Source organism: Pseudomonas sp. PICF141 (genome assembly GCF_002286815.1).
Lineage (GTDB): Bacteria > Pseudomonadota > Gammaproteobacteria > Pseudomonadales > Pseudomonadaceae > Aquipseudomonas.
This window is the reverse complement of sequence record NZ_MUNM01000017.1, coordinates 35,448-49,230: the sequence shown is the minus strand read 5'-3', so window position 1 is coordinate 49,230 and position 13,783 is coordinate 35,448. Positions and strand designations below refer to the sequence as shown.

Annotated in this window: 13 protein-coding genes and 1 pseudogene; 9 read left to right on the top strand and 5 right to left on the bottom strand. The window is 60.6% G+C overall.

The genetic code is table 11. The annotated features are described in order from the left end of the window. Positions 1 to 256: 256 nt before the first annotated feature. Positions 257 to 553, top strand: coding sequence for a DUF2388 domain-containing protein (locus tag BZL43_RS01700; protein ID WP_095630739.1), 297 nt, complete (start codon positions 257 to 259; stop codon positions 551 to 553). Between the two features lie 66 nt (positions 554 to 619). On the opposite strand, the pseudogene BZL43_RS01695 reads toward BZL43_RS01700, so the two are convergent. Next, positions 620 to 1,547, bottom strand: a pseudogene (locus BZL43_RS01695) (pyridoxal-phosphate dependent enzyme). A 246-nt stretch (positions 1,548 to 1,793) separates the two neighbouring features. Between BZL43_RS01695 and BZL43_RS01690 the strand changes: the two are divergent. Next, positions 1,794 to 2,453, top strand: a complete 660-nt coding sequence (locus BZL43_RS01690) for an isoprenylcysteine carboxylmethyltransferase family protein (RefSeq protein WP_095630697.1) — start codon at positions 1,794 to 1,796, stop codon at positions 2,451 to 2,453. Between the two features lie 130 nt (positions 2,454 to 2,583). Here BZL43_RS01690 and BZL43_RS01685 read toward each other — a convergent pair whose 3' ends face one another. Next, entirely contained in the window at positions 2,584 to 3,252 is a 669-nt protein-coding gene (locus BZL43_RS01685; RefSeq protein ID WP_095630696.1) for an HAD-IA family hydrolase, read from the bottom strand. Positions 3,253 to 3,381: 129 nt separating this feature from the next. Next, on the bottom strand, positions 3,382 to 3,789 hold the full coding sequence (locus tag BZL43_RS01680; protein WP_095630695.1) for a response regulator: 408 nt from the start codon (positions 3,787 to 3,789) through the stop codon (positions 3,382 to 3,384). Between the two features lie 318 nt (positions 3,790 to 4,107). Between BZL43_RS01680 and BZL43_RS01675 the strand changes: the two genes are divergently transcribed. The 4 genes from BZL43_RS01675 (at position 4,108) to BZL43_RS01660 (ending at position 8,753) form a co-directional block, all read left to right on the top strand. Then, a complete protein-coding gene (locus BZL43_RS01675) occupies positions 4,108 to 4,704 on the top strand; it encodes a sigma-70 family RNA polymerase sigma factor (protein ID WP_256582782.1) in 597 nt (198 codons plus the stop codon). Further along, positions 4,697 to 5,233, top strand: coding sequence for a DUF4880 domain-containing protein (locus BZL43_RS01670; protein WP_095630693.1), 537 nt, complete (start codon positions 4,697 to 4,699; stop codon positions 5,231 to 5,233). The genes BZL43_RS01675 and BZL43_RS01670 overlap by 8 nt, the downstream gene beginning before the upstream one ends. Before the next feature lie 142 nt (positions 5,234 to 5,375). Beyond that, on the top strand, positions 5,376 to 7,739 hold the full coding sequence (locus BZL43_RS01665) for a TonB-dependent receptor (RefSeq protein WP_095630692.1): 2,364 nt from the start codon (positions 5,376 to 5,378) through the stop codon (positions 7,737 to 7,739). Positions 7,740 to 7,811: 72 nt separating this feature from the next. Further along, complete coding sequence (locus BZL43_RS01660) at positions 7,812 to 8,753, top strand: class I SAM-dependent methyltransferase (RefSeq protein WP_095630691.1); 942 nt, start codon at positions 7,812 to 7,814, stop codon at positions 8,751 to 8,753. 24 nt (positions 8,754 to 8,777) lie between these two features. Here BZL43_RS01660 and BZL43_RS01655 read toward each other — a convergent pair whose 3' ends face one another. Next, positions 8,778 to 9,551 (bottom strand): helix-turn-helix transcriptional regulator, encoded by a 774-nt coding sequence (locus BZL43_RS01655; protein ID WP_095630690.1) that lies wholly within the window; start codon positions 9,549 to 9,551, stop codon positions 8,778 to 8,780. Between the two features lie 111 nt (positions 9,552 to 9,662). On the opposite strand from BZL43_RS01655, the gene BZL43_RS01650 reads away from it, so the two are divergent. Next, positions 9,663 to 10,766, top strand: coding sequence for a polyamine ABC transporter substrate-binding protein (locus BZL43_RS01650; protein ID WP_095630689.1), 1,104 nt, complete (start codon positions 9,663 to 9,665; stop codon positions 10,764 to 10,766). A 193-nt stretch (positions 10,767 to 10,959) separates the two neighbouring features. Further along, positions 10,960 to 12,081: a P1 family peptidase gene (locus BZL43_RS01645; protein ID WP_095630688.1), complete on the top strand. Its 1,122-nt coding sequence runs from the start codon at positions 10,960 to 10,962 to the stop codon at positions 12,079 to 12,081. 140 nt (positions 12,082 to 12,221) lie between these two features. Here the strand turns inward: BZL43_RS01645 and BZL43_RS01640 are convergent, their stop codons facing one another. After that, entirely contained in the window at positions 12,222 to 12,920 is a 699-nt protein-coding gene (locus BZL43_RS01640; protein WP_095630687.1) for an NAD(P)H-dependent oxidoreductase, read from the bottom strand. Positions 12,921 to 13,020: 100 nt separating this feature from the next. Here BZL43_RS01640 and BZL43_RS01635 point away from each other — a divergent pair, with 100 nt between their 5' ends. Next, the gene (locus BZL43_RS01635) at positions 13,021 to 13,659 is read left to right on the top strand and encodes a TetR/AcrR family transcriptional regulator (protein ID WP_095630686.1); all 639 of its coding nucleotides are present in this window, start codon (positions 13,021 to 13,023) and stop codon (positions 13,657 to 13,659) included. Positions 13,660 to 13,783 lie beyond the last annotated feature (124 nt).

Genomic DNA, 13,783 nt, shown 5'->3' with positions numbered 1-13,783 from the left:
CACTGATAACCGGCAGCGTTCGCGGCAACCTGTGTAGCAGCTGGCGAAGCCTGCGTGCGGCTGCGCAGCAGTCGTAAAACCTGCCCATGCGGTTTACCTGATAGACCGCAGGGCGTGAATTCACGACTGCTGCGCAGGCGCACGCAGGCTTCGCCAGCTCCACAGGAATGCACTATCGAATCGGTAGGGAACTACTGGGCACTGTCAGGCATCCTAAATTATGTGTTACTTCCTTTCCGCTTCGGAGGACGCCCTCATGCGCCGTCTATTGCTCATATCTTCACTAGTGCTTTGTTTGCCAGCTGGTTCGGCCATGGCCGATGTAGAGGCAAAAGATGTCGCCACCTCGGCCGGTATCTCCGCATCGCTGTACTCGACATTCAAAGATGACAAAATCGTGATTCCCGCCCGGGATGACGCCTCAAGCTTCGTGGCAAGTGGCGGTACGATTCGCGGCGCTTATCTGGAGTCAGTGTTGAAGCAGATTCGACAAGATCACCCTGACCTCCAGGCCAGCGATGAAGACTTGGCCAAAGCGATCCTCGCTCAATAAGATCCGCTCTCTGAAACCTCTAAACAGTCAGCCGTGGGCTCGTGACACCGGGAGAGTGCTCGGGCCCTAGGTTGCTTGCGCTCCAGCGGACAGCCGCGCCCAGTTGGCGACCAATTGCGCGCTGATGCTGACGCCCCCGCACACCACAATCACCACATCATGAGCCTCGGCGATCGCCGGATGGTCCAGGTACGCCACCGCCAATGAAACGCCGCACGCCGGCTCGACCAACTGACGCAAATCGTTGGCGTAACGAACCACGCCCATGATCGCCTCCTCATCGCTGAGCACCACGCATTCATGCGCAAAATCGAGAATGTGCTGCACCGGCCAGGCCGCCACTTGCGCCGCGCCAAGTGAGGTGGCGACGGTATCGATGCGCGGCAATCTGACCGGGTGGCCGGCACGGATAGCGGCCGCGAAAGACGCCGCGCCCCAGGTTTCGCAAGCAACGATTCGACAATCCATGCGCTGATGACGAATCAGTCCGGTGAGCAGGCCCGCCAGCAACCCTCCACCGCCCACCGACGTCACCAACACATCGACCTGAGGACAGTCCTCGAGAATTTCATCGACCATGGTGCTATGCCCTTCCCACAGCACCGGATGATCGAAGGCTGGTACGTATTCGGTGTCCGCGCCCTTTGCGAGTTCTTTCGCCCGTTGATTGGCTTCATCCCAGACTTTGCACGATCACCTCGGCACCGGTTTTCGTGATTCTGGCGCGGGTGGTTTGCGGGGTGGTGTTCGGCACCACGATGCAGGCTTTCAGCCCAAGGCTGGCGGCGGCCACAGCGGTGGCCAACCCGGCATTTCCCCCGGAAGGACAGACCACTTTGCGCTTGCCCTGCTGCGCGGCCTGACTGCACAGCAGGCCCATGCCGCGCAGTTTGAATGAGCCGCTGGGTTGCAGGTTTTCCAGCTTGAGCCAGATTCGCCGGGTGGAGGTCGACAGGCCTGGGTGCAGAATCAGGGGCGTTCTGATGTGAAGCATCGCGTGCTCCTTTTGACGCTCCCGGCCCAGCGGGATGTTCAACGCGCCGGGAGTGAATAGATGGAACCATCCTTATCCAAGCTTAGTTCACCCAGCTCCGCAGCTGTCGTTGTGGCGATAACGCGCTGCCCCGCGCAGGCGCTGCCGAAGGCTGCGATCTTTTGATTTTTTGAGCGATATTGATAGGGTTAAAGTCAGAAGATCGCAGCCTGCGGCAGCGCCTACATGTCCTTTGCGAAATCAGTCATGAACATCTCGGCCAAACTCGCCTTTTTCACCCTCGTCAGCACCCTGGCCTACCTCGCTCTGGCGGTATTCGGGCTGGGTGGGTTGGCAGCTTTTTTCTCGCACCTGCCGTTGGTGGTCATTGCGCTTGCAACCCTGGTGATGGCGATCGTGTCTTTGTTCAGCGAGGGTAACCTGAGCTCCGGCGAGCGCGAAGACCGCGCCAATCGCTGGGTGCTGCCGGTTTTCGGGGTACTCGGGTTATTGAGTGGGTATTTGCCAGCCTATACCGACCGGATCGACTTCTGGACCTTCGGTGGCGAGGGCGTGCGTTGGCTGGGCGCGCTACTGTTCATCGGCGGCGGCGCGCTGCGAATGTGGCCGGTGTTTGTGCTGGGCAAGCGCTTCAGCGGCCTGGTGGCGATTCAGCCGGGGCACCGCCTGGTCACCGACGGGATTTATCGGACCTTGCGCAACCCCAGCTATTTGGGGCTGCTGATTAATGGCGTGGGCTGGGCGCTGGCCTTTCGATCGGGGGTCGGGTTGCTGCTGGTGGCGCTGATGTTGATCCCGCTGATCGCCCGCATTCGCTCCGAAGAAGCGCTGTTACGCACGCAATTCGGCAGTGAATATGAGGCTTACTGCGCCCGTAGCTGGCGATTGATTCCGGGGATTTACTAACACATAACGCCAACCCCACCGTCGCCTTCGCGGGCAAGCCTGGGGGGTAGCGGTGATTCCTGTGGGAGCGAGGCTTGCCCGCGAAGGCGGTGGCACATTCAGCATTGATGTGACTGAAAGCCCTCACACATCAGAGTGCGTACAGGCTGATCTGGCTGTTGAGATCCACTCGCGCCGCGACCGAGTCGTAACCCGCCAGGGTGGCGTGCGAGGTCTGGAGCGGATGAACATGGGTCGCGGTGATGACCATGACATGGCCGCCCGCCGCTTCACCTGCGCGAATCCCCACGGCGGCGTCTTCGAAGATCAGGCACTCGGTGGGTTCGACCCCTAACCGACTGGCGGCCAACCGATAACCCGCTGGGTCGGGCTTGCCGGCGCTGACGTCTTCGGCAGTGACCATCACCAAAGGCTCGGGAATGCCTGCCGCCACCATTCGGCGCAAGGCCAGCGCCCGTGGCGCCGAGGTGACGATGGCCCATTGATTGGCGGGCAGCGATCTGAGGAAACTCGCCGCGCCGGCTACCTCGACAATCCCTTCCACATCGCCGATTTCCGCCTCGGTGATCCACGCGGCTTCAGCTTCAGCATCTACACCGGGCAAGGCCAGACGGCTGATGGTGTCTATGGCGCGAGCACCGTGGATGGTCGGCAGGAAGGTGTCGACATCGACACCGTGACGCCGGGCCCAGGTGGTCCAGATCCGCTCGGCGGCGGCGATGGAATTGAGGACAGTTCCGTCCATATCGAACAGAAAGGCGCGGTACGAGGTGTTGAACACAGAGGCTTGAATGGACAAAGGGCGAGTTCCAGAACCGGCGAAAGTTGTCAGGCAATGTACATCACCCACGCAGGAGCTGGTGCAGGCGGCGATCTTTTGATTTTGCTTTTAGAACGAAGATCAAAAGATCGCAGCCTTCGGCAGCTCCTACGCGGTCCGGTTCGAATGCAGGGCGTTTTGTACACAATCGAGCAACTGTCCCACCGCCCAGGGTTTCTTGATGAACGCAACCGGATGCTTGACCCCGGAGCTTTTCGGGGTTTCGAAGCCGGACATGATCATGATCGGTTTGTCTGGCCAACGGTCGCCGAACTGATTGGCCAGGTCCGCGCCATTGAGTTTGCCCGGCATGGTGATGTCCGTCAGCAACAGTCCGACCTCCGGCGCATGCTGCTCCAGAAACTGCGACGCGGCGTCCGCGCTGATCTTTGCTTCAACCGCAAAGCCTTCCTCCTGAAGAATTTCGCAAAGAAACTCCAGAATCAACGGGTCGTCTTCCACCACAAGAATCAATCCGTCAGACAAGTGCGCGCCCGCCGTTGATACTGGACCCATGACTGTGCCACTCCCTGATTACATAAATGATTTGCGCGAGCTCAAATCCGCCACTTACAGGTATGAGCAGCGGACTTCGTGGAAATTCATTTTTGATACAACCGGACGACGAAATCAGGTGAAGCGCATTCTTGTAGCAGCTGGCGAAGCCTGCGTTCGGCTGCAAAGCAGTCGTCAGACCGGCTGATGCGGTCCTCTGGTTTGACGACTGCTGCGCAGCCGAACGCAGCCTTCGCCAGACAGAATGAGCGCTTTTGATGCCGGTTTCATCGCGTCTGGCTCATGTTCTCGCATCAGACTTGAACGTCGCGCAGCAACATGACAGCATTCGCAATTGCAACAATTTCCCATTTGCGAATTATCTTCGTTCGAGGTTTCGTCGTGCCGGGTCAGTCCGCTTCGTCCCTTTCCGAGCTTTACCGTGGCCATCACGGCTGGTTGTTCGGCTGGCTGCGCAAAAAGCTCGGCTGCCCCGACAATGCCGCTGATCTGGCCCATGACACCTTCGTCAAATTGCTGGGCCTGGACACTTTGCCGACATTGCAGGAACCACGGGCTTATCTGCTGGTGGCAGCCAATCGTCTGTTGATCAATCAGTATCATCGTCGCCGGGTCGAGGAAGAAACCCTGCGCAGCATGGTCGTTCTTCTCGATCAGCAGACCCAACAGGGCCCGGAACAGATCATTGCCGTGCGCCAATTGCTCGGCAAAGTGCTGTTGCTATTGCTCGAAGAGCTGGACGAGAAACCGCGCAAGGCTTTTTTGATGGCGCGTGTCGATGGCTGTTCCTATGCCGAGATTGCCAGGCACCTTCAAGTTTCCGAAAGCAGCGTCAAGCAGTACCTGGCCAAGTCGCTCGCACACTGCCATGCCCGTTTGTTCGACACGCTGCCCGAGGGGTTGAGCGATGACTGAAAGCCTCACCCAGAATCAGATCCGCGAGCAGGCGGCCGATTGGCTGGTGCGTCTGGACGAGGCGCCCTCACCTGAAGTTCTGGCCGAATTCAACGCCTGGCACGCTGCCGATGTGCGCCATGCGCAACTGTTCGAACAACTTCAGCAGCTGTGGCAATCCTTCTCGCCGCCAGCCAAAACCCGGCCTCGTCGCGCCCGCCTGATAGGCGCAGCCTTGGTGTTGCCGGCGGCGATCGCCGTCGGCCAATGGCTGCCCGTGCAGAGCTGGATGGCGCCCGCCACGCAGGCAACCGCTTCGCTCCCCGTCCGACTGGTTTTCCACGACAGGCCGTTGCCCGAAGTACTGGCCGAAATTGATCGGCATCGTCGGGGGGTTATCTGGGCGTCGGGTGCGCAATTGCAAACTCTGCGCTTCACCGGCGTGCTGCCCGCACAAGACAGCGATGCCGCACTGGCGTTGTTGCAGGCGGCCTTGCCGATTCGTATCGAGACCTACAGCAAATACCTGGTGCAGGTGCGGCAGCGCTAAGCCCTGAGCCCGATCGGCTTTTGTAGGGGCGCGGGGGGGGCGCCCGATCAAACGGCGCTCAAAAAAATCTTCAAGACAACTGCCCGATTTCATTTCAGCCCGGTCATTGGAGGTAATACAGTCGATTTCACGAGCAACAACAATGACCCATCAGACTTTTTCCTTCTTTCGCCTGAGCGCTCTGGCACTTGCCTTGGGCTGCGCCGTTCCGGCCTTCGCCGACTCCGCGACAGACACTTATCATTTCGAACTGGCCAGCCAGCCGCTGGACTCGGCACTGACGACACTGGCCTCGCAGACCGGGCTGTCGATCGGCGTCGATGCGGCGCTGTTGCGTGGCAAGATGGCGCCGTCGCTCAAGGGCGATTACAGCACCGAACAGGCACTCAATAGCCTGTTGCGCGACAGTGGCCTGCAATGGCGCTTGAGCGGAAAAAACAGCGTCACGCTACAACCGGCTCCGGTGCCGCTGGAACTGGGCAGCGGCTCGCTGTCATTGGCCGACACCGTAGTGTCCGCCACACGCAGCGAGGCCAGCATCGCCTCGATTCCCGGCACCGTGCAGTTGATTCAGGCAAAGGAGATCGCGCAACAATCCGCTGCCGGGCGCAAGGTGGCCGATATTCTCGGCACGCTGGTGCCCGGTCTGGCGCCCTCCTCCGGCACCATGAGCAACTACGGCCAGACCATCCGCGGACGTAACGTGCTGGTGTTGATCGACGGTGTTTCGCAGAACGCCAGTCGCGACGTTTCACGCCAGCTCAACAGCATCGCGCCGTCGAGTATCGAACGCATCGAGGTGGTCTCCGGTGCCAGCAGCCTCTACGGCGCGGGCGCCTCGGGCGGCATCATCAACGTCATCACCAAGCGTAACGAGGGGCAATCCCTGGCGATGAACAGCCGCGTAGGCCTCAGCACCGCCGACAACCTCAACCGCAAAGGTTTTGCCTACGAAGTGTTCCAGAGCGTGACCGGGCGCCAGAACGCCTTCGACTGGTACGTGTCCGCCGACCTGTTGCAACGCAACGACCAGTTCGACGGCAACGGCAACCGCATCGCCCAGGAAGCGTTTCAGGGCAGCAATATGGACACCGAGAGCCATGACCTGCACGCCAAATTCGGCTTCGATCTGGATGACGATCGGCGCCTGAGCCTGTCCCTGCAGGAGTACGAGGACAAACAAGACACCGGCTATGTGGCCGGCTCTCGCAATGGCGAGTCGGTGGCGATCAAAGGCTTGCAGTTGAGCGACCAGCCGTTCACCCATAACCAGGCCGTGAATTTCAATTACAGCGATCGCGATCTGTTCGGCCAGCACTTGATGGTGGAAAGCTACTGGCGCAAACAGCAGGCGCGGTTCTTCCCCTACAACTGGGGTGCCAACGCCGGGGTCGTAGCCTCCGAGAGCGAAGCCGAGGTCTATGGCCTGCGCACCGCCGTGGAAAGCACCCTGCCCTCGATTGGCAGCGCTACCGGCAACCTGGTCTGGGGCGCCGATTTCGAGAACGAGCAAATCAGCCAGCAGGGCGACCGTTATCGCGTCGACGGCTTGGCCTACACGCCGACAGGCGAGCGCTACGCCTTCGGCCCGGACATTGAGACCAACACCACGGCACTTTTTGCTCAATCGAGTTGGGACATCGGCGACTGGACCCTGCGCGGCGGTGCGCGGCATGAATGGATTCACAGCGATGTGGCCGACAGCATCGCCTTTGGCGGCATTTGGCAAGCGGGCGTGTCCGAAGTGCTGCCCGGCGGCACGCTGAAGTACGAAGACACTCTTTACAACCTCGGTGCGGTTTACCACATCAGCAGCGAGCAGGATGTATTCGTCAACTTCAGCCAGGGCTTCTCGCTGCCCGATGTGCAGCGCTTCCTGCGTGATGTGCGCGGCAGTTACAACATCCAGGACCTCAACGCTCAGGCGATCAAGGTCGACAGTTACGAACTCGGCTGGCGCGGTGACTGGGAGTCGTTGCAGGCCAACGTCACGCTGTTCGAGAACCGCTCGGACGTGACGCAGTACTACGATTCCGTCACCCGTGCGCAACGGCTGATCGATCAGAAAGAACGCGTGCGCGGTGTCGAGACCAGCCTGACTTATCACCTCGATCAAGCCTGGTCGCTGGGCGGAACCTACGCGTGGACCAAAGGCGAAACCCGCCAGAACGGCGAATGGCTCGATTTGCCGGCCACGCGCATCTCTCCAGCCAAGACCACCGCCTTCGTCGCCTATGAACAGGACGACTACAACCTGCGGTTGCAGGCAATGCGCCTGGACAGCTACGACGCCGGTTTCAAGGATGGCAACGGGCGTAAAATCGAAGGCTATACCACGGTCGATCTGCTGGCCGGCGTGGAGTTGCCGGTCGGCAAACTGGACATGGGCGTCTATAACTTGAGCGATCGCAACTATGAAACGCTCTACATGCAGGCCAATGCGGCCGCGCCTTACCCTCATGCCGAAGGGCGTCGATTGGCGGTCAGCTATTCGGTGGATTGGTAAACGCGCGCTGGTCGTTCGTGGGGGCGAATTGTGGTTAAAATGCCGCCCCCTTTGCATGGCCGACCTTGCCCGATGAACCCAGATGCCCTCTCCGTCCTCCACGACCATTTGCTGACTGCGCTTGCGGCTGCACCCGCCGAAACCCGTCGGCTGTTCCACGGCCGTGGCCGCTGCTGGCCAGGGCTGGAGCAATTGACCGTCGACTGGCTGCAAGGCGTGGTGCTGGTCTGCGTGTTCAAGGAACCGCAAGCGTCGCAACTGGAGGATTTGAAGCAGCGGCTGATGGCGATCACACGGTCGCCTGCCTGGGCGACCTCCGGCGCGCATACCTTGCTGCTGCAGCATCGATACCTGCCGGAAAGCACCACCGAGTGGCTGCTCGGGGAGCCGATCGACGAGATGACGATCACCGAGGGCGGTCTGCATTATCGTGTGGACCTGGGCCGCAAACAGAACACCGGCCTGTTCCTCGACATGCGCTACGGCCGCGACTGGGTGCGGGCCAATGCTGATGGCAAGCGGGTGTTGAACCTGTTCGCGTATACCTGCGGGTTTTCCGTGGCCGCGATTGCGGGTGGCGCCACGCATGTGGTCAATCTGGACATGGCTCGCTCGGCCCTGAGCCGTGGCCGCGACAATCATCGGCTCAACGGGCATGACTTGAGCAAGGTGAGTTTTCTCGGCCATGACCTGTTCAAGTCCTGGGGCAAGGTCATCAGCAAGGGTCCTTACGATCTGGTGATCATTGACCCGCCGTCCTTTCAGAAAGGCAGTTTTCTGCTGACCAAGGATTACCAGCGCGTGCTGCGTCGCCTGCCGGAACTGCTCAGCCCTCAAGGCACGGTACTGGCCTGCATGAACGATCCGGCTTTCGGTGCGGACTTCCTCATCGATGGCGTTACCCGCGAAGCGCCGAGCCTGCGGTTTGAGCAGCGGCTGGAAAATCCGCCGGAGTTTCCGGATGCCGATGTTGAATGCGGGTTGAAGGCGTTGGTGTTCACGCTGAAAAACTGAGTCACCGCCCGCTCCCACAAGGTATCAACGCGGCTGCAACACCAGCGCAAACAGCTCGCCATGCCCACCGACATTGAGCTTGTGATAGAGATTGCGCCGATGCACCTTCACCGTTTCCGGGGAAATACCCAGTTGCTGGGCGATGGCTTTGCTGGAGAAGCCCTGGAGGATCAGCCGCGCCGTTTCGATTTCGCGCATCGACAAACGCGCATCGAAGCGATCCAGCAGGGTCGCCAAGTCGCCAGCCACGGCCTCGGCGGTAGGCCCTTCCGGGGGCATCAGTTGCAGGTGATGGCGCATGGCCGCCAGCACCCAGTCGCGCACGCACAGCAGACGGCCCTGCTCTTCAAGAGTGAACGCCGTCGAGCGGCCCAACGATAAACCGAGCACCGCGCCGTCGACGTTGACCATGAACTGCAACTCGTCGCTACCCACCACCGAGTGGAAATAGCTCAGGTAATACTCGCTCTGCTGAAACTGGTCGGGAGCCACGGCGGCCAGGCTGTGCAAGCCATCGGCAATACCGGCACAAGCGGCCTGGTAGAACGGATCGAGCAGATACATGCCGGCGCAGTAGTCCGCCAGTTCTTCATGCTCGTCGGCGCCGCTCTTAGCGTCGAAATCAATCAGCAGCCGTGGCACTCGCCCCGATCGCATTACCGCGACCAGCGCGTTATCCATCGGCACCAATAGCCGTAGCGTGTCCACCAGCGCACGCCAGAATCCGTCCTGACCCAACGCCGCAAAGACCCGCGCCAACCCTTGGTGCACCGGCAATTCCTTGAGCAACGCGTCCACGCCCTACCCCTTTCGAGTAACCCATGATGGGAATGGGTGAGTCCCCCGCCTGCCGATACGCTGCAAGCACCTGATCATCACCGGCCTGCAGCAGGCCAGGAGTGCCGCATCATGAGTGGTCATCGCTCGCATATCAACCTGGGACTGGGCGCCTGTTTGTGCGCTTCGCTTTCGGCGATCGCCGCCGACGCCCCCACCGTGAACGTCTACAACTGGTACGACTACATCGGCCCCAACACCTTGCAGGATTTCAAGCGCGACACAGGGATCCAGCCGGTTTACGACACCTTCGACAGCGCCGAAGTCCTGGAAGGCAAACTGCTGACCAGCCGCAGCGGCTACGACGTGGTGGTGGCCAGCAATTTCAGCCTGCCGACGCTGATCAAGGCCGGGGCGCTTGCACCACTGCCTCGGGCGCAAATGCCTGACTACAAAAACATGGATACCGCGCTGCTGGCGAAACTGGCCAACAACGATCCGGGTAACCAGTACGCTGTGCCGTATCTGTGGGGCACCAACGGCATCGGCTACAACGTCGACAGGGTCCGGGCCGCACTGGGCGACAAGGCGCCGGTGGATTCCTGGGAGCTGGTGTTCAACGAAGCGAACCTGGCCAAGCTCGGCGAGTGCGGCGTGGCGATGCTCGACTCGCCTTCGGAGATGCTGCCGGTCGCGCTGCATTACCTGGGCCTGCCGCCCAACAGCACCAACCCCGAGGACTACAAGAAAGTCCAGGCGCTTTTGCTCAAGCTGCGCCCGCATATTACCTACTTCAACTCTTCAAAATTCATCAGCGACCTGGCCAACGGCAACATCTGCGTGGCGGTGGGTTGGTCCGGCGCGATGCTGGAAGCCAAGACCAACGCCGAACAAGCGGGCAATGGTGTGAAGATCGCCTACAGCCTGCCGAAGGAAGGGGCGCCGGTGTGGTTCGACACCTTGGTGCTGCTCAAGGACGCGCCACATCCGCAGCAAGGCCTGGCGTTCATCGACTATTTGATGCGCCCCGAAGTCATCGCCCCGGTCACGGACCATCTGTCCTACCCCAACGGCAACCGCAACGCGACCAGCCTGGTGGCCGAGGCGACTCGCAACAACCCTGCCATTTACCCGCCGGCCGAGGCCTTGGCCAAGCTGTTTACCCTTGAACCTCTGCCCAAGGCGACCGAGCGCGTGCGCACTCGCGTCTGGAGCGCCGTGAAAAACGGTCAGTGATTCCCGATGCCTCTCAGCCAAACGCAATCCCATGTAGGAGCGAGCCTGCTCGCGATGACGGTGGGTCAGTCGATATCCGTGTTGAATGATAAACCGCTATCGCGAGCAGGCTCGCTCCCACAGGTTCCGCACCTGACTGGCATTTGTCAGTAAGTCCCCCCTTTTCTGCCACGAACTGAAGATGAGAGAAACGATGAAACCACGAGCCCGCGATCTGAACATTCAGTTCGGCCAACTGCAACCCGGCCCCCTCAACGCGATCACCGATGTGCCCGGCGTACGGGTCGGCCACAGCAATGTGCGAGGACGAACCGCCAGCGACCGCGACATCCATACCGGCGTCACGCTGATCGAGCCACGCGCCGGTTCCGCCAATCAACAGCCATGCTTCGCCGGCGTCCATGTGCTCAACGGTAATGGCGACGCCACGGGGCTTGAGTGGATTCGCGAGGCCGGTCTGCTGACCAGCCCGATTGCCTTCACCAATACCCACAGCCTGGGCATCGTGCGCGATGCACTGATCGATTTGGATCGTCAGGAGCAACCCGACGATGGGCGCCTTTACTGGAACATGCCGGTAGTGCTGGAAACGTTCGACGGCTTGCTCAACGACATCAATGGTTTTCATGTACGTCCTGAACATGTGGCCGAAGCGCTGCGCACAGCCGTCGGCGGCCCGGTCATCGAAGGCGCGGTGGGCGGGGGCAGCGGGATGATCTGTCATGAATTCAAGGGCGGGATCGGCACCGCATCGCGCCGGTTGAATAGCGCTCAAGGAGGCTGGACCGTCGGCGCAATCGTCCAGGCCAACCACGGCATTCGTCACGAATTGCGCGTCGACGGTTACCCGGTGGGGCGTTACATGGAGCAGGTCGACTCGCCCTTCCTCAAAGCCTCCCTGCCCCATCCGGGCATGGGCTCCATCGTCGTCTGCCTGGCCACCGACGCGCCTCTTTTGCCACACCAATGCACCCGCCTCGCGCAACGTGCCAGCCTCGGCCTGGCCCGCACCGGTGGCGGCAATGAAGACCACAGCGGCGACATTTTCGTGGCCTTCGCCACCGGCAATCAGCACGTACCGCCGGCCGCCTATGAAGGCAAAGGCGCGCCTACTTGCGATCACCTGAGGATGGTCAACAACGACCACATCAGCGAACTGTTCCTGGCCGCCACCGAAGCTGTGGAGGAAGCCATCATCAACGCCCTGTTGGCCTCGAATACCGCCGAAGGTAACGGCCATACGGTGCCGGGCCTGGATGCCAACACCTTGCTCAAAGCGTTGCGCCAGGCCGGTTGGCCGGGGGGATTAGACTAATGGTACTTGAGTGCCAGCCCCCACCTTCTTACGATGTTGATACGTAGCGGTTGGAGGTTTAAAGCCGTTGCGTAGGTGGTGAGTGAACTGAACCCCAATAAGCTCACCACTTGTTTCATGCGCATCTTGAGCCTCTGGCTCTACTTCCTCCCCATCAAAGAGCTTCGAGGCTCTTTTTTTGTCTGTCGAAAAGCATTGGCGCTGGCCGGTTGGCAAAGATGAACATCCTGGGCCGCGTCGCTGCGTCTGGATGCACCGAAAAGATCACGACCGATCACCCACGCAGCCTCCAGATGAACCGTCGGCTCCTGGATTTCCGATTCGAATAGCAGCTCGGACGTCACAACGCTGGCACCGCAATAATCGAAGATCCCATGGTCGATCTGCGTTTTCATGGCATCGGCATAACCATGGCGCGCATAGGTTCCCGCGTCGGCGCCACCAACGCCCACAAGGTGAACCCGCAGATGGCGAAGCTTCTTCTCCAACTTGGCATCGGCACTGAAATCGAATGCCCAGCCATTGGCGAACACCCGATCGATCCAGCCTTTGAGCAGCGCCGGCATCGACCACCAATAAACCGGATACACCAGCACCAGCGCATCGGCGCCATCGATTCGCGCCTGCTCGGCGGCCACATCGGCAGGGGGTGGGGCTTCCCGGTGATGGACGGCGAGATCGGCCGCGCCGAACCTCGGATCGAATCCTTGCGCCCAAAGGTCCGCGATCTCGAAAGAGTGGTCGGAATCAGCTGCGCATACACCTTCGCCGATCTGCCTGGCGAGGCTATGGGTGAGCGATTGTAGATCATGGTGAGCGACAACAATGAGTGCGTGCATGTCGAAAACTCCTGCTACGGAATGAGTGATTGAGGGCTGGAGACGAGCCTTATATACTCTTGGTAAGTTACGATCAGTAAGCTACTTTTGGTACATAAGCATGTCAAGCACCGAAACACCTGAGCAGGATTCCCCCCAACCACGTCGCCGAATGTCGCGCGAAGAGCGCCAGCGCCAGTTGCTGGATGTCGCCTGGCAGCTGGTTCGAGAGGAAGGGACGGAAGCGTTGACCCTTGGTCGGCTCGCCGAACAGGCGGGGGTGACCAAGCCGGTGGTGTATGACCATTTCACCACCCGCCCCGGATTGCTGGCGGCGCTTTATCAGGAGTTCGACGCACGTCAGACCTCGCTCATGGACGCCGCGCTTCAAACCAGTGAACCGACGCTGGCCAGCAAGGCAACGGTCATCGCGTCTTCATATGTTGATTGCGTCCTTCTCCAGGGCCGCGAGATACCCGGCGTGATCGCGGCGCTGACCAGCTCGCCCGAGCTGGAAAAGATCAAGCGTGAGTACGAAGCGATCTTCATGGACAAGTGCCGCAGCGCCCTCCTTCCCTTCACCGGCACGGGTGAAATTGCGCCAGCGAGCCTTCGGGCGATGCTCGGTGCAGCCGAGGCGCTGTCCCATGCCGCCGCGATTGGCGAGATCACGCCAGTGCAGGCACAAGACGAACTTTTCGCAACGATCGTAGGGATGGTCGAAAGAAGCGCATGCATTGGCGTCGGCCTCGAAACCTGAGCGGCCCTTTCTAACCCGATGCTATCAACCCTCATGGCGGCAGTGCCGGTGTGCTCCCTGGACCGCCGCTCACATCCGGCCGAAACTTGCGCATAGCAACAGTAGGCTAAGCTTTGAGCAGCTC